This is a genomic window from Rugosimonospora acidiphila (assembly GCF_039543385.1).
In the GTDB taxonomy this organism is placed as follows: Bacteria; Actinomycetota; Actinomycetes; order Mycobacteriales; family Micromonosporaceae; genus Rugosimonospora; species Rugosimonospora acidiphila.
On the sequence record NZ_BAABJQ010000005.1, the window covers coordinates 319,870 to 334,757 of the forward strand.

At 72.3% G+C, this 14,888-nt stretch carries 16 protein-coding genes and 1 pseudogene; 6 read left to right on the forward strand and 11 right to left on the reverse strand.

What is annotated here, in order from left to right:
- Positions 1 to 352 precede the first annotated feature (352 nt).
- On the forward strand, positions 353 to 2,005 hold the full coding sequence (locus ABEA87_RS11490) for a glycosyltransferase family 39 protein (RefSeq protein ID WP_345628719.1): 1,653 nt from the start codon (positions 353 to 355) through the stop codon (positions 2,003 to 2,005).
- Here ABEA87_RS11490 and ABEA87_RS11495 read toward each other — a convergent pair.
- Positions 2,002 to 3,486 carry a histidine kinase N-terminal domain-containing protein gene (locus tag ABEA87_RS11495; protein WP_345628721.1) on the reverse strand — a complete coding sequence of 495 codons (1,485 nt, stop codon included), beginning with the start codon at positions 3,484 to 3,486 and terminating at the stop codon, positions 2,002 to 2,004. The genes ABEA87_RS11490 and ABEA87_RS11495 overlap by 4 nt on opposite strands.
- A 53-nt stretch (positions 3,487 to 3,539) precedes the next feature.
- Here ABEA87_RS11495 and ABEA87_RS11500 point away from each other — a divergent pair, with 53 nt between their 5' ends.
- Positions 3,540 to 3,983: a hypothetical protein gene (locus ABEA87_RS11500; RefSeq protein WP_345628722.1), complete on the forward strand. Its 444-nt coding sequence runs from the start codon at positions 3,540 to 3,542 to the stop codon at positions 3,981 to 3,983.
- 75 nt (positions 3,984 to 4,058) lie between these two features.
- Here ABEA87_RS11500 and ABEA87_RS11505 read toward each other — a convergent pair whose 3' ends face one another.
- Both ABEA87_RS11505 and ABEA87_RS11510 read right to left on the reverse strand, forming a co-directional pair.
- Positions 4,059 to 5,093, reverse strand: coding sequence for an SIS domain-containing protein (locus ABEA87_RS11505; protein WP_345628929.1), 1,035 nt, complete (start codon positions 5,091 to 5,093; stop codon positions 4,059 to 4,061).
- Between the two features lie 207 nt (positions 5,094 to 5,300).
- On the reverse strand, positions 5,301 to 6,878 hold the full coding sequence (locus tag ABEA87_RS11510; RefSeq protein WP_345628931.1) for an MDR family MFS transporter: 1,578 nt from the start codon (positions 6,876 to 6,878) through the stop codon (positions 5,301 to 5,303).
- A 177-nt stretch (positions 6,879 to 7,055) separates the two neighbouring features.
- On the opposite strand from ABEA87_RS11510, the gene ABEA87_RS11515 reads away from it, so the two are divergent.
- Entirely contained in the window at positions 7,056 to 7,601 is a 546-nt protein-coding gene (locus tag ABEA87_RS11515) for a TetR/AcrR family transcriptional regulator (RefSeq protein WP_345628724.1), read from the forward strand.
- On the opposite strand, the gene ABEA87_RS11520 is transcribed toward ABEA87_RS11515, so the two are convergent.
- The gene (locus tag ABEA87_RS11520) at positions 7,598 to 8,158 is read right to left on the reverse strand and encodes a GNAT family N-acetyltransferase (protein ID WP_345628726.1); all 561 of its coding nucleotides are present in this window, start codon (positions 8,156 to 8,158) and stop codon (positions 7,598 to 7,600) included. The genes ABEA87_RS11515 and ABEA87_RS11520 overlap by 4 nt on opposite strands.
- Positions 8,155 to 8,370, reverse strand: a complete 216-nt coding sequence (locus tag ABEA87_RS11525) for a biotin/lipoyl-binding carrier protein (protein WP_345628728.1) — start codon at positions 8,368 to 8,370, stop codon at positions 8,155 to 8,157. The genes ABEA87_RS11520 and ABEA87_RS11525 overlap by 4 nt, the downstream gene beginning before the upstream one ends.
- 227 nt (positions 8,371 to 8,597) lie before the next feature.
- Between ABEA87_RS11525 and ABEA87_RS42590 the strand changes: the two genes are divergently transcribed.
- The gene (locus ABEA87_RS42590) at positions 8,598 to 8,672 is read left to right on the forward strand and encodes a 50S ribosomal protein bL37 (RefSeq protein ID WP_373319467.1); all 75 of its coding nucleotides are present in this window, start codon (positions 8,598 to 8,600) and stop codon (positions 8,670 to 8,672) included.
- Between the two features lie 225 nt (positions 8,673 to 8,897).
- Here ABEA87_RS42590 and rsrA read toward each other — a convergent pair whose 3' ends face one another.
- From rsrA to ABEA87_RS11555, 6 genes and pseudogenes are all read right to left on the reverse strand, one after another.
- Complete coding sequence (gene rsrA, locus ABEA87_RS11530) at positions 8,898 to 9,167, reverse strand: mycothiol system anti-sigma-R factor (RefSeq protein WP_345628730.1); 270 nt, start codon at positions 9,165 to 9,167, stop codon at positions 8,898 to 8,900.
- 2 nt (positions 9,168 to 9,169) lie between these two features.
- Complete coding sequence (locus tag ABEA87_RS11535) at positions 9,170 to 9,958, reverse strand: sigma-70 family RNA polymerase sigma factor (protein ID WP_345628732.1); 789 nt, start codon at positions 9,956 to 9,958, stop codon at positions 9,170 to 9,172.
- 229 nt (positions 9,959 to 10,187) lie between these two features.
- Complete coding sequence (locus ABEA87_RS11540; protein ID WP_345628734.1) at positions 10,188 to 10,841, reverse strand: alpha/beta hydrolase family protein; 654 nt, start codon at positions 10,839 to 10,841, stop codon at positions 10,188 to 10,190.
- A 4-nt stretch (positions 10,842 to 10,845) separates the two neighbouring features.
- Entirely contained in the window at positions 10,846 to 11,133 is a 288-nt protein-coding gene (locus tag ABEA87_RS11545) for a hypothetical protein (RefSeq protein ID WP_345628949.1), read from the reverse strand.
- A 5-nt stretch (positions 11,134 to 11,138) separates the two neighbouring features.
- Positions 11,139 to 11,451 (reverse strand): annotated as a pseudogene (locus ABEA87_RS11550) (WhiB family transcriptional regulator); the annotation flags it as partial.
- A gap of 157 nt (positions 11,452 to 11,608) precedes the next feature.
- Entirely contained in the window at positions 11,609 to 12,382 is a 774-nt protein-coding gene (locus ABEA87_RS11555) for an SOS response-associated peptidase (RefSeq protein ID WP_345628736.1), read from the reverse strand.
- 58 nt (positions 12,383 to 12,440) lie between these two features.
- On the opposite strand from ABEA87_RS11555, the gene aroA reads away from it, so the two are divergent.
- Positions 12,441 to 13,754, forward strand: a complete 1,314-nt coding sequence (gene aroA, locus ABEA87_RS11560) for a 3-phosphoshikimate 1-carboxyvinyltransferase (RefSeq protein ID WP_345628738.1) — start codon at positions 12,441 to 12,443, stop codon at positions 13,752 to 13,754.
- Positions 13,724 to 14,851, forward strand: a complete 1,128-nt coding sequence (gene rsgA / locus ABEA87_RS11565; protein ID WP_345628740.1) for a ribosome small subunit-dependent GTPase A — start codon at positions 13,724 to 13,726, stop codon at positions 14,849 to 14,851. The genes aroA and rsgA overlap by 31 nt, the downstream gene beginning before the upstream one ends.
- The last annotated feature ends 37 nt before the right edge of the window (positions 14,852 to 14,888 follow it).

Sequence of the window (14,888 nt, forward strand, 5' to 3'; positions counted from 1 at the left end):
CCTGGCGGCTGCCAGGACGGTGACAACGGTGTCAGGAGTCCGGCGGTACGCGCGGCCCTGCCTGATCAAGCGGGCTGCGTCAGTGGGCCGGACGACACATGGCGCTGCGCACGCGGCCGTAGTCCACGTGTCGACGAGCGGTCAGCAAGACCACGCGGGCGCGGTGCGCGCCATCATTCATGGTCTTCCACATGCTTACCAGGTTCCCATACCAGGGTCGTTACCAACAGGGTGTCGCTGTTCACTCCCGGGTGATGGGAACGGGCGCTCTGCCGGGAATGCCGCCGCGCACCCGGATCCGCGCTCCCCGGAACTCGATCGTCCGTGGCCATTTGCACCATATCGTAGCGGTATGGGCGTGCTCCGGGCCGGCGCGCGGTTCGCGGTACGGGCGTTCTGGCTGTGGCCCGCGCTGGTCACGCTCGGGCTCGGGCTGGCCCGGCTGGGCCGGCCGGCGCTGTGGGCCGACGAGCTGGCGACCTGGGGCGCGGTGCGGCTGAGCTGGGGCCGGCTGTTCCGGCTGCTGCACGACGTGGACGCCGTGCTCGGGCCGTACTACACGGTGGAGAAGGCGTGGACCACGCTGTTCGGCACCTCGACCGTGGCCCTGCGACTGCCCTCCGTGCTGGCGATGGCGGCCGCCGCGGCACTGGTGGCGGTGCTGGGCGCCCGGCTCGGCGGGGGCCGGTGGCCCGGCCTGCTCGCCGGGCTGGTGTTCGCGGTGGTACCGGCGACGTCCCGGTACGCGCAGGAGGCCCGGTCGTACGCGTTCACCATCCTGCTCGCGGTGCTCGCCACCTGGGTGCTGGTCCGGCTGCTGGAGCGCCCGACCGCCGGACGGGCGGCCGGGTACGGGGTGGCCGTGGCGGGGCTCGGCGCGGCCCACCTGGCCGGCCTGCTGCTGCTGGTAGGGCACGCGGTGGCGGTGCTCGCGGCCTGGGCGCCCGGTCGGCGACCGGAGCCGGCGTCGGGGGTTGCGTCGGGGACGCCCGGCGGCGCTCAGCCGGGCGAGGCGGGGGCGCCCGGCCCCGACCCGGCCCGGCCCGCCGGCGCTGGCGAGACAGCGGGCCGCGCTGTCCCGACAGCGGCTCGCGCGGCGGCGTGGCGCTGGCTGGTGGCGGCCGGCCTGGCCGTGCTGGTGCTGGCGCCGCTGGCCCGGCTCGGGCACCGGCAGCGGGCGCAGATCTCCTGGATCGCCCCGTCCAGCTGGCGCACCCTGGCCGGCGAGCCGGCCGTGATCCTCGGCGACGCCGGGGTGGGCGCCGCGGTGGTGGTGCTGGCCCTGCTCGGGCTGTGCCGGCTGGGGCTGAGTCGGCTCGGATCTGGCCGGGACAGATCGGGCCGGGACGGGTCGGGCCGGGACGATCGGGCCGGTACCCGCCCGGCGCTCCTGCTGGCCGGCTGGGCGGTCGCCCCGGTCGTGGTGCTGTACCTGGCCGGCGAGTTCACGCCCGCGTTCTGGCCCCGGTACCTGCTCTACACCATGCCGGCCCTCGTGCTGCTCGCCGCGATCTTCCTGGCCGGAATCGGCCGGCGCTGGGCCGTCGCCGCCCTGATCGTCGTCGCGCTGTTCGGGGCGACGGCCCAGGCCGCGATCAGGGGCCCGGCCGGGCACAACCACGACACGCGCGGGGCCGCCGCGATCATCGCCGCCGGGGACCGGCCCGGCGACGCGATCGCGTACGCGCTGCGCGAACCGGTGGTGCCGTGGGAGGCCCGGGACATCGTGGCCCGCTACGTCCCGGCCGACCGCCGGCCGCGCGACGTGTTCGAGGTAGCCCCGCAGCGCGTCGACGGGCGGCTGACCGCCACCGAGTGCCCGGACCTGGCCGGCTGCCTGGCGGCGGCGAACCCGGGCCGGATCTGGGTGCTGCGCTACCAGAGCCAGCCCGACCCCCTGCGCGACCTCGGGCAGCCCAAAGAGGACCTGCTGCGCGCGCACTACTCGGTGACCCGGGTCTGGCTGCTGGAGGGGCTGACCGTCGGGCTGCTGACGAGGCGCTAGCTCCGCTTGGTCAGGGGTACCACCAGCATCGCCTCGGTACCGCCGCCGGACCGGCCCCGCAGCTCGATGCTGCCGCGCAGCTCGCCGGTGACCAGGGTGCGCACGATCTGGAGGCCGAGCCGCTCCCCGCCGTCCAGCCGGAAGTCGGGCGGCAGCCCGACCCCGCTGTCGACGACCGTCACGTGCAGCTGCTTGCGGAACCGGTGCGCGGTCACGGTGACCGAGCCGCCGTCGCCCGGCGCGAACCCGTGCTCCACCGCGTTGATCAACAGCTCGTTGAGGACCATCACGAGCGGCGTGGCGACCTCGGCGGGCAGTACCCCGAAGGTGCCCTCCCGGCCGATACGCACCTTGGAGTCGGGCGCGGCCACCTCGGCGGCGGCGAACGCCACCCGGTCCACGATCCCGTCGAACTCCACCACCTCGTCGCTGGACATGGACAGCGTCTCGTGTACCAGCGCGATCGAGGCCACCCGCCGTACCGACTCCTCGAGCGCCGCCCGCGCGGCCGGTGCCCGGCGCGCCTGCAGCCGCAGCAGCGCGGCGACGGTCTGCAGGTTGTTCTTCACCCGGTGGTGGATCTCCCGGATGGTGGCGTCCTTGGTGATCAGCGCCCGGTCCCGCAGGCGCACCTCGGTGATGTCCCGCACCAGCACCAGCGCGCCGATCGGCACCCCGGCCGGCATCAGCGGCAGCGCCCGGATCAGCATCGAGGCGCCCCGGGCGTCGATCTCCTTGCGGGCCGGGGCCTCGCCGCGCAGCGCGGCCAATATCCGCTCGCCGGCGTCGGTGCCCTCCATCGGGTCGTCGGTCAGCCGGGCGGTCAACGCGGCCAGGTCCTCGCCGACCAGGTGGGCGGGCAGCCCCAGGCGCCGGTACGCGGACTGGGCGTTGGGGCTGGCGTAGCTGACCTTGCCGGCGCCGTCGAGCCGGATCAGCCCGTCGCCGACCCGGGGAGCGCTGGTCACCTCGCCCGGGTGCCGCTTCGGCGCGAAGGTGCCGTCGGTCATCATCTGGGCCAGGTCGTCGGCCGTGGTCAGGTAGTTGAGCTCCAGCTGGCTGGGGCTGCGGGCGGTGGACAGGTTGGTGTCCCGTCCGACCACCGCGATCACCCGGCTGTGGCCACGACGGCGGATCGGGATGGCTTCGTACCGGGCCGGGGTGTCGCCGTACCAGACGGGGTCGCCCTCGCGCCAGATCCGGCCCTGGGTACGGGCGACGGTGAGGTGGGCCACCTCCGGCCCGCCGGCCACCCGGCCCACCTGATCATCCTGGTACGCCGTCGGCGCGGTGGTCGGGCGCACCTGAGCCACGCACAGGTACTCGGTCGGCTCGCGGTCCCCGATCGGCACCCAGAGCAGCAGATCGGCGAAGGACAGATCGGAGACCAACTGCCAGTCGCCGGCAAGCCGGTGCAGGTGCTCGATATCGGCCGGCTCGAGCGAGGTGTGCTCCTCGACCAGATCACGCAGCGTGGACACGGGACAAGGGTGCCATGCGTTCCCGGCCAGCGTGAGGGGGTAGCGTCGCTGACGTGTTACGACGCACCGCTTCGTCCCTTGCCACGCTGGCCATGTCGACCGCTGCCCTGGCCGGCTGCGGGTTCGTCGGGGCACACAACGTCAGCGACCAGAAGCCGAACGGCTTCGTTCTGCGCGGCCACGTCTCCGTGCCGGTACCGGCCGGGGACTCCGGCAAGTCCGGCGCCGCGTGCGACTCCTCCCTGCCCGGCGTGGCCCCCAACACCCAGGTGAAGGTGACCGACCCGCAGGGCCACGAGATCGCGGTGGGCTACCTCGGCGACGGCCTGATCGGGGCCAGCACGTCCGGTAACACCTGTGACTTCCCGTTCGAGATCCCGCAGGTACCCGGCGGGGTGGCCAGCTACGGCCTCACGGTGGCCGGCCGCCCGACGCAGACCTTCCCCGCCGAGTCGCTGCGCGAGAGCCAGACCGCGGTCATCTCGTTCGACTCGTAGGAACGCCCGAGCGGCGCCCGCCGGCCGGGGCGTGGAACGGCCCGGGCCGGCTGGTGGGCGCCTGTGCCGGCCGGCTCAGCGGGTGACGGTGACCTTCTTGAGGCCGCGGGGAGCGTCCGGGTCCTCGCCCCGGGCCAGCGCCAGGGCCAGGGCCAGCCGCTGCAGCGGCAGGATGTCCAGCAGCGGCGCGTACCGCTCGTCCACCGCCGGAGTCGGGATCCGCAGCGCCGACCCCGGTGCGTCCGAGGGGCCGACCGCCACCACGTCCGCCCGCCGCTCCCCCAGCCGGGCCAGCACCTCGCGCATGGCGGCCCCACCCGGCCCGTTGCCCACCACGGCGAGCACCGGCACGTCCGGGTCGGCCATCGCGAGCGGGCCGTGCAGCAGGTCCGCGCCGGAGAACGCCAGCGCCGGCAGGTACGACGTCTCCATGAGCTTGAGCGCCGTCTCCCGGGCCGTCGGGTACGCGTACCCCCGCCCGGTGGTCACCACCCGCCCCGCGAACCGGTACCGCGCCGCCAGCTGCCACGCCGTCTGGTCCTCCAGCACGGCCGAGGCCAGGCCGGGCAGCCGGTCCAGCTCCCGCCGCTCGTCGGCCGGGAGCACGCCGTCCCCGGCCCGTATCCCCTCGATCAACATCAGCAGCGCGAGCAGTTCGGCCGTGTAGGTCTTGGTCGCCGCGACCGCCCGCTCGTGCCCGGCGGCCACGTCGAGGCGCAGCTCGCTGGCCTCGGCGAGCGGGGATTTCGGGTTGTTCGTCACGGCGAGCGTCAGCGCGCCGGACTCGCGGGCCACCCGGACCACCTCGACGAGGTCAGCCGAGCCGCCACTCTGGCTGACCCCGATCACCAGGGCGTCGCGCAGGTCGGGCCGCGCGCCGAACACGGTGATGGTGGACGGGCTGGCCAGGCCCGTCGAGATGCCCAGCCGAATCTCCGCCAGGTAGGCGCCGTAGAGCGCCGCGTGGTCGGAGGTACCCCGCGCGGTGAACACGATGTGCCGCGGCCGGTGCGCCGCGATGACGGCCGCCACCCGCGCGATGGAATCGGCGTGCGCGCCGCTCAACAGCCGCGAGAACACCTCTGGTTGCTCGGCGATGTCCGCCGCCATGCCCACGCCACGCTCGGTCATCGCCGGTCCTCCTTCGATCACGCCGTGCTCATTATCCGCGCATTGTGTGCGCAGTCTTGCACAATGGCTCGCCGATTCGCAGCGGTACGAGCAGTGATGTGCACAACGATCGGTAAGAATGATCGCCGCCCGGGACCGTGTCACGGTCCCGGGCGGCGATCGGGTCGAACCGGCTCGGCCGCGTTCCTACTCCATCGCGCCGACCAGCGTGCTGTCCGCGTCGCCCGCGCCGGCCGGCGCGTCCTGCGTCGGGGCGTTGGCCGAGCGCAGCGGCACGTGCTTGATGAACACCGCCGCGATCGGCACCAGGATCGAGATGAAGACCGCCCAGAAGAACACGCTGGAGGTCGCCGTCGCGATCCCGTGCAGCAGGGCCTGGACCGTGCTGGTCGGCATCTTGTCCAGGGTCGACTTGGTCAGGCCGGTGACGCCGCCGCCCGAGGTCAGCTTGCCCGCCGCCGAGGCGCCCAGCCGCGAGGTGATGTCGCTCTTCAGGGACTGGTTGAAGACCGCGCCGAACAGCGACACCCCGAACGAGCCGCCGATCGACCGGAAGAAGGTGGCCGCGCTGCTGGCCACGCCGAGATCCTTCTGCGCCACGCTGTTCTGCGAGATCAACATCGTGGTCTGCATCAGGAAACCCATGCCCGCGCCCAGCACCAGCATGTACAGCGAGCTGTCGGTCTTGCTGGAGTTGACGTCGAGCTGGGCCAGCAGCACCATGCCGGCCACCACGAGCACGCCGCCGAGCAGCGGGTACAGCCGGTACCGGCCGGTGCGGGTGATCGCCTGACCGGCGACCAGCGAGGTGACCAGCAGGCCGGCCATCATCGGCAGCAGCAGCAGGCCGGAGTTGGTCGCCGAGGCGCCCTGGACGGTCTGCTGGAACAGCGGCAGGAAGTTGATCGAGCCGAACATCGTGAAGCCGAGCAGGAAACCGATCAACGCGCTCAGCGTGAAGTTGCGGTTGCCGAACAGGTGCAGGGACAGGATCGGCTCCGCCGCGCGCCGCTCGACCAGTGCGAACGCGACGAGCATGACGACACCCACCACCACCAGGCTGAGCACCTGCCAGGAGCCCCACGCGTACTGGTTGCCGCCCCAGGTGGTGATCAGCACCAGCGCGGTGATGCCGATGGCCAGCAGTACCGCGCCGGTCCAGTCGATCTTGTGCTCGGTCCGGTACTTGGGCAGTCGCAGGCGGGTGGCCAGCAGGATCAGCGCTATCGCGCCGAGGGGCAGGTTGACGTAGAAGGCCCAGCGCCAGCTCAGGTTGTCGGTGATGAAGCCGCCGGCCAGCGGCCCGGCGACCATCGCGACCGCCATGACGGCCGCCATGAAGCCCTGGTACCGGCCCCGCTCCCGGGGTGGGACCAGGTCGCCGATGATCGCCATCACGCCGACCATCAGGCCGCCGGCGCCCAGGCCCTGCAGCGCGCGGAAGGCGATCAGCTCGTTCATGGTGTGCGACATCCCGGACAGCGCCGAGCCGACCAGGAAGATCACGATCGAGACCATGAAGATGTTCTTGCGGCCGTACAGGTCACCGATCTTGCCCCAGAGCGGGGTGGAGACCGTGGTGCCGAGCACGTAGGCGGTGACCACCCAGGAGAGGTGGGTCAGCCCGTGCAGCTCGCCGACGATACGCGGCATGGCCGTGCTGACGATCATGTTGTCAAGCATCGCGAGCAGCATTGCCAGCAGGAGGCCGGGCAACACCACCATTACCTCACGCCGACGCACAGGTGCGGCTTCCGTTGTCATTGCCACGGGTACGCTCCCCCCGAGATCGTGGCCTGCTTACTTGACGGCCGGTTAGTACTTCTATCGTGTCGTACGGTAGGCTACGTACTAGCCGGCCGTCAAGTAAGTTTGCGGAAAGCCGAAATTCAGTGAGGAAGTATGAGAGACCACTCGGACACCCGGGCCCGCATCCAGCAGGTGGCCCTCGAGCTGTTCACCGAGCAGGGCTATGAGGCCACCTCACTGAGAGAGATAGCGGAACGGCTAGGTGTGACCAAGGCCGCACTTTACTACCACTTCAAGACCAAGGAAGACATTGTCGGCAGCTTGGTGCAGGACCGCATCGCGGCGCTCGAAGCGATGATCGAGTGGGCCGGCGCGCAGCCGCCGGGGCCGAGGCTGCGGCGGGAGTTCCTCGAGCGCTACGCCGAAGAGCTGCAACAGGGCCGGCACCATGAGCTCATCCGGTTCTTCGAGCGCAACCAGACGGCGCTGCGCGACCACCCGAAGAGCGCGCAGATGCGCGACTGCACCTTCCGCGTGATCGACCTTCTCACCGCGCCGGACGAATCGGTGGTGATGCGGCTGAAGGCGTCGATGGCGCTGCTCACGCTGCACGCGACCTGGTTCGTGCTGCAGGATCCGGCGATCACCGACGGGCAGCGCAAGGACGCCTCGCTGCAGGTCGCCCTGGAGCTGATCGAGACGGCCGCGCCGGCCCCGGCGGGCACGGGCCAGGCCTAGAGCCTGGCGTCGACCGGCAACTCCCGGCGCAGCGCCAGCAGCGTGATGCCGGGAACCGGCGCCCAGTCCCGCTCCGGCGTACGACGAAAGCCCAGCCGCTGGTAGAGCCGCTGGGCCGGGATGGCGATGTCCCGGGTGCAGATGACCACCGCACGGCAGCCCAGGCCGGCGGCCCGCTCCAGGCAGGCCCGGACCAGTGCCTCGCCCGCACCGCGCCCCTGAGCCTCGGGCGCGACGGCCAGGGTGCGGAACTCCGCCTCGCCCTCGGCGGACACCTCCGCCAGCGGGGTGCCGGGCAGCACGAAGGTCGTCGAACCCAGCACCGCACCGGTGTGCTCGTCGACCGCGGTCAGCACGGTGCCGTGCTCCGCCCGGCCCCGGACATCCGCCAGAAATGGCGCGTAATGCTCCGAGAACTGCCCGGAATCCCGGTACGCCTCGACGGACAGCTCGGCGATCTGCGGGTACTCCTCGGGCCTGGCGACCCGGACGACGACACTCGCGCCCGCCTCGCTCCGCCGCACCGTGTCGCGCTTGCCCAGCTGACTCTCGCTCACGCGACGACGGCGATCAGGTCGCCCTCCTGGACCACGTCGCCCTCGTTCACGGCGATCTGCTGGACGGTGCCGTCGGACTCCGAAATCACCGGGATCTCCATCTTCATGGACTCGAGGATGACCAGCGTGTCGCCCTCGGTCACCTCGTCCCCGGCCGAGGCGACCACCTTCCAGACGTTGGCCACCATCTCGGCACGGATCTCCTCAGCCATCGCCCGCCCCTCTCGCACCGTCGTCTCCGCCGATTGTGAACCCCGGCCTCCCCGCGTGGCGTCCGGTTTCCCGCCCCGAGGGTCGAGTCGTATCCAACCACGATCCGGTGACGATCGCGGCCACAACCCAGGCGCGCCGAGGTCAGTGCCGCCCTCGGCGCCCGGCACCCTGGACCGACCTTCTACCATTCACGGGATCGTTCAGCGCTTATTGCCAGGAGGTCATCATGGCCAAGAAGTCCCGCAAGAAGAAGGCCCGCAGGAAGAGCGCCGCCAACCACGGCAAGCGCCCCAACTCCTGACCGGTCGCGGCGTGCTCGGCCCGGGCGGCCTCCGCCCGAGGTCGACGCCGTCCGCGCGGTTCCGTCCGGGCCGCCAGTCCGGCGGCCGGATCGACCCGCCGATGGTTCGCCCGTGTCGACCGTCCGGCCCCGGAAGCGCGGCCCCGGGATCCCGGGGCCGGCTCGGGCCATACCTCACGATCGGTGATCGAGGACGAATGACGCCTCGTGCTCAGGACCGAGGAATCACGCCTCGTGCTCGAGGACGACGATCTCGGAGAGCTTCGCGCGCAGCCTCTCCCGGAGGGACGACGGCGCGGTCTCCCCGCCGCAGCAGCGCGCGACCAGGGCCTTGACCTCCTGCTCGATGCCGTACTCCCGTAGGCAGGGCGAGCACTCGTCGAGGTGCGTTGTGATCACGCTACGGCGCGAATCGTCGCACTCAAGGTCCAGATACAGGTAGACCTCCGCGAGGACTTCGCGGCAGTCGGTCTCGTGCGGTTTGCCACAGCTCACGGTTACACCTCCCGCCCGACCGGCGCTTCCTCGGGCACCTCCGAGGTGCCGCCACGAGCGAAGCCCCGCTCGGACGCGTACCCCTCGAGCAACCGGCGGAGATTGCGCCGCCCGCGGTGCAGGCGCGACATCACCGTACCGATCGGGGTATTCATGATGTCCGCGATTTCCTTGTACGAAAAGCCCTCGACGTCGGCGAGGTAGACCGCGAGCCGGAAGTCCTCAGGCAGCGACTGCAGCGCGTCCTTGACGTCCGAGTCGGGCAGCCGGTCGAGCGCCTCGGTCTCGGCCGAGCGCAGCCCCGACGAGGTGTGCGACTCCGCCGACGCGAGCTGCCAGTCGGTGATCTCCTCGGTGGGCGCCTGCTGCGGCTGGCGCTGGCGCTTCCGGTACGAGTTGATGTAGGTGTTCGTGAGAATGCGGTACAGCCACGCCTTGAGGTTCGTGCCTTCCTCAAACTGGTGGAAGGCGGCATAAGCCTTCAGGAAGGTCTCCTGCACCAGATCCTCGGCATCGGCCGGGTTACGGGTCATCCGCAACGCGGCCGCGTAGAGCTGGTCGACGAAGGGCAGGGCGTCACGCTCGAACCGAACCCGCCGCTCGTCCGTCCGTTCAGCCTGTGCCAACCGCTCCGACCCCCTTGCCCGTCCCGCCGAGGATACGCCGAGCGCGGTGGCCAGGAAGCCAGGGCCGGTGCTCTGGTCGGCATCGGCGGGCCACTCGGGCGCGTACAGCAGCCGCCGTACGAGCCTGGCCTGGTCCACCTCTTCCAGGCTGCTGTTCGTGCTCACGGTTCCCCTTCCCGGACGTGCCGATGCCACACGTCTCCGGGGGAAATAACGCGGCGTACCCGTCCCGCATTCCGGCATCCGGTCGGGCATCGGTCACCACGCCGGCTCCGACCTCCCCGGCCCCGTGCTGGGTCGGGACCGGGAAGGGCCTGGGAGAATTGTGAACCGCTGAGGTTCACGGCCTTGCGGTGAGCCCATAGGTATCCGGGTTCGACAGACCCAACGACGGTCATGCCCAGCCGTGACGGACCAGCCAGCGCACCACGCAGTCGGCCACGGCGGCCGGATCCCGGCGCAGATCATGACGCTCGCCGGGGCGCAGGCAGACCTCGACGAGCGGGCCGGCCTCCGGTACCCCGAACGGATCCCGGTCGCCGTTGACCACCACGGTCGGCAGCCCGGTGTCCAGCTCCTCCGCCCGGGAACGCTCGGGCCTGCCGGGCGGGTGCAGCGGAAACGCGAGCGCGACGATCCCGGCCGCACCGGTGGCCGCGGCGGTGCGGCAGGCCACGCGCGCGCCACTGGACCGGCCGCCAACGATCAACGGCAGGTCGCCGCGGCGCCGGGTGCCGCCGGAGCGGCCGGCGCCGCGGCGCGAGGTACCGGCCGAGGGCACGGTCGAGCGCAGCGTCTCCACCACCGCCGTCCACGCGGCGTCGAGTTGCCGCGCCGGGGCCGGCGCACGACGTCCGGCGACCCGGTAGGGCTGAAGCACCCGGGCCACCGCGACGGACGCGCTGAGACACGCGTCACGAACCGCCACCAGGTCCGGTGCGTCCACGTCCCCACCCGCGCCGTGCCCGAGGACGAGCAGGCTGGCCGGCCGGTCCGGAACGTCCAGAACAACCCGTGCCTCGCCGTGCGGGGTAGGAACGCTGATCACCGCATCAGGATGCCACCCGCCGCACCAGATCCCCGTTGGCGCAACGCTCAACGCGCCGCTCGCCGATCAGCGGAAGCCGGGTGCGGTGCCCCGGCACCAGTTCGAGCACCCGGTCGAGCAGCGCCTGGCCCGCGCTCGCCTCGGAGCGGCTCGGGGCACGCTGCGCCTGGCCGCCCACCCCGGAAGCTCCGGCGCCGGAGCCGCCGGCAGCGGAACCCCCTCCGGACGGACTCCCGGCCGGGGCGCCCGAGACGGCCACTCCGCCGAGGCCGGCCGCGACCGGCTCCTCCACCCGTGACTCCGTCCGCCACGCGACCAGCATCGCGCGCCGCTCACGCGGTGTGGTGGCGCCCCACACGCCGTGGCAGTCTCCAACCTCCAAGGCCCAGGCCAGGCAGGCTCCCTGAACGTCACAGGTACGACAGAGGGCGATCGCCGCGTCGGCCGGCTCGCTGGGAGCCGGGAAAAACGTCTCGGGATCGACACTCTGACAGACACCCCTGGTACGCCAGGCATCATCGTGTCGCCGCTCGTTGAAGGCCCGAAGCAGTCTCGGGTCTCTCCGTGCGGCGGCAACCTCGTGCGGGCGTGGCATTCTCGCCCGAGTCATCTACCCACCTCCCCCGTGGGTCCGGACTTGTTCAGCGGCGAGCATGGATTCGCATTCGCCGCTGCCGGCGCTGTGTTCTACCGCACTATCGGGGCACGGGACAAGTGGCCAAACGGAGGCTGTGGAAAAATAGGCCGCTCAATTGCGCCGGAACCGCTCAAAAGAGCGTGAGATCTGTCGGCTCAACGTCGAAAACGCGCAGCGGCGTCACAACCACCCGGTCGATGAGATCCGGCCCGTCATTGCGTACGTCACCCACCGCCGGCCCCACCGGACGGATCTCCAGTGCGTCCAGGAACGCGGCGGGCGGTACCGCGAGAAGCGACTCCGGTTCCATCGCCGAGTGTTCGTCCGGTCGCGCAGTGTCGTCACCGCGGCCCGACGCGACGGGCGCGGACAGCCACTGCCCCCACCGGTCGGGCGGCAACAGCAGCGGCATCCGGTCATGCACCAGCGCCAGGTCGCCGACCGCGGCCGTGGTCACCACGGCACAGGTGAGCCGCCCGGCCGACGAGGTCGCGCAGAGACCCGCGAAGGCCAGCACGCCCCCGTCGCGCGGGGTCATGAAGTACGCCTGCTTGCCCCGCCCGTCCTCGGTACGGCGCCACTCGTACCAGCCGTCGGCCGGAACCAGGCAGCGGTGCCGGCGGAAGGCCCGCGCGAAGGCGCCGTTGGTGGCCACCGTCTCGGCCCGGGCGTTGATGCGCAACGGCTGGCGGCGGCCGCCGGCGGCCGGACCATCCGCCCAGGAGGGCACGAGGCCCCACCGAGCGACACTGAGCCGACGTTCGGGCTCGGACCGCACGATCGGTACCGGATCGGTCGGCGCCACGTTGTAGTCGGCCGCCAGCGCCTCGTCGGTTTCGTCGGCCGCATCGAAGATCGCGGCGAGGTCCGTCGCGTTGCGGGTGGTCGCGTACCGGCCGCACATGGCAACAAACCTATCGGCCCGTTCCACGTCCGGAACCGCGGGACGGCAGACTGTACCCGTGGCCCAAGACTCTGCGACACCCACCACCCGTTCCGGCCCGCGCCCGTGGACCGCGCCCACCGCGGCGACGCCGGTGCGCGCCCGGGTGCGCCTGCCCGGATCCAAGTCGATTACCGCACGGGCCCTCGTGCTGTCCGCCATCGCGGCCGGCCCGTCCACCCTCCGGTACCCGCTGCGCGCCCGCGACACCGAGCTGATGGCCGCCGGGCTGCGCGCCATGGGCGCCGAGGTGGATAGCGGCCAGGACGAGCGATGGACGGTCCGGCCGGGCCGGCTGGCCGGGCCCGCTCACGTCGATGTCGGCCTGTCCGGCACCGTGATGCGGTTCGTGCCGCCGGTCGCCGGCCTCGCCGACGGGCCGATCACCTTCGACGGTGACCCCCATGCCCGGCAGCGCCCGCTCGGCCCGCTGGTTGACGCGCTGCGCTCGATAGGGGTCCGGATCGACTCGGCGGACACCGGCGGCCTGCCGCTGACCGTGCACGGCGCCGGCGGGGTGACCGGCGGCGACGTGACCATCGACGCCTCGGCCTCCAGCCAGCTGGTCTCCGGCCTGCTGCTGGCCGCCCCGGCCTTCGACAAGGGCATCGTGGTGCGCCACGTCGGGCCGCCGGTGCCGTCCGCCCCGCACCTGCGGATGACGGCGCAGATGCTGCGCGAGGCCGGCGCGACCGTGGACGACTCCACGCGCGACGTGTGGACGGTCGAGCCGGGCGGCCTGTCCGGGCGGGACTGGGACATCGAGCCGGACCTGTCCGGCGCCGCCCCGTTCCTGGCCGCCGCCCTGGTGACCGGCGGGCAGGTGACCGTACCGGGCTGGCCGCGCACCACCACCCAGCCCGGCGACCGGCTGCGGGAACTGCTGACCGCGATGGGCGGCGAGTGCGCGCTGACCGACGACGGGCTGGTGGTCACCGGCACCGGGGCGGTACACGGGCTGGACGCCGACCTGTCCGAGGTCGGCGAGCTGACCCCGGCCATCGTGGCGCTCGCCGCGCTGGCCGACTCCCCGTCCCGGCTGACCGGCGTGGGGCACATCCGCGGCCACGAGACCGACCGGATCGCCGCGCTGGCCCGGGAGCTGACCGGGCTCGGCGCCGACGTCACCGAGCTGGACGACGGACTGGAACTGCGGCCGGCGACCCTGCACGGCGGAGATTTCGCGACCTACGAGGACCACCGCATGGCACACGCCGCCGCGGTGGTCGGACTCGCCGTACCGGGCGTGCGGCTGTCCGACATCGCCTGCACGTCGAAGACGATGCCGGAGTTCCCGGAGCTGTGGGCCTCGATCGTGGAGGGCACCCACTGACCACCAAGCGCCGCGAGTACGACGAGGACGACGTACGGATCCGCCCGGGCCGTTCGTCGCGTCCCCGTACCCGGATCCGGCCGCGCCACGAGGGTGCCGACCGGGGCTTCGTCATCGCGGTGGACCGGGGCCGGTACACGGTCGAGGTGGCCGGCGCCCCGGTCACCGCCATGCGCGCCCGGGAACTGGGCCGGCGCGGAGTGGTGGTCGGCGACCGGGTGGCCCTGGTCGGCGACATCTCCGGCGCGCCCGGCTCGCTGGCCCGGATCGTGCGCATCGAGGAGCGCGTTTCGGTGCTGCGGCGCACCGCCGACGACGACGAGACCACGCCAGAGGGCCGGGTCGAACGCGTGGTGGTGGCCAACGCCGACCAGCTGGTCATTGTGAGCGCGCTGGCCGACCCGCCGCCGCGTACCGGGTTCATCGACCGGTGCCTGGTCGCCGCGTACGACGCCGAGATCGATCCGCTGCTCTGCCTCACCAAGTCGGATCTGGCCGGCCCTCAGGAGGTCCTGGACTACTACGCGGAGTTGGACCTGCCGTACGTGCTGTGCCGGCCGGACGGCGACCTCGGCCCGCTGCGCGATCGGCTGGCGGGGCGCATCTCGGTGCTGGTCGGGCACTCCGGCGTCGGCAAGTCCACTCTGGTCAACCGGCTGGTACCGGACGCCGACCGGCGGGTCGGCCTGGTCAGCGCGATCGGCAAGGGGCGGCACACCTCCACCAGCGCGGTGGCGCTGCCCCTGCCGCCCCGGCCCGGCCACGGCGGGACCGACGGTGGCGCAATCGATGGTGGCGAAACCGACGACGGCACCGAACGGGAGATTGACGTCGACGGCTGGATCATCGACACCCCGGGCATCCGCTCGTTCGGGCTGGCTCACGTTTCCGCGGAGAGCCTGCTGCACGGCTTCCCCGACCTCGTACAGGCCTCGGTCAACTGCCCGCCGGGCTGTGACCACACCGGCACGGCGGGGACCTGCGGCCTGGACGCGTTGGTGGCGGCCGGCGGCGCCGACTCGCGCCGGCTGGCGTCCTACCGGCGGCTGCTCGCCTCCCGGGAGGGCGCGCCGGACCCCGGCGACGATTCACAGTGAGTCCGACTCAGGTCCACTGTGGACCGTAGCGCGTTCA

Bases quoted from the DNA above. Each gene is read 5' to 3' on its own strand.
- ABEA87_RS11490 (WP_345628719.1), top strand. From the start codon at position 353: ATGGGCGTGCTCCGGGCCGGCGCGCGGTTCGCGGTACGGGCGTTCTGG.
- ABEA87_RS11505 (WP_345628929.1), bottom strand. From the start codon at position 5,093: ATGGCGGCGGACATCGCCGAGCAACCAGAGGTGTTCTCGCGGCTGTTG.
- ABEA87_RS11510 (WP_345628931.1), bottom strand. From the start codon at position 6,878: ATGACAACGGAAGCCGCACCTGTGCGTCGGCGTGAGGTAATGGTGGTG.
- ABEA87_RS11525 (WP_345628728.1), bottom strand. From the start codon at position 8,370: ATGGCTGAGGAGATCCGTGCCGAGATGGTGGCCAACGTCTGGAAGGTG.
- ABEA87_RS11555 (WP_345628736.1), bottom strand. From the start codon at position 12,382: ATGTGCGGCCGGTACGCGACCACCCGCAACGCGACGGACCTCGCCGCG.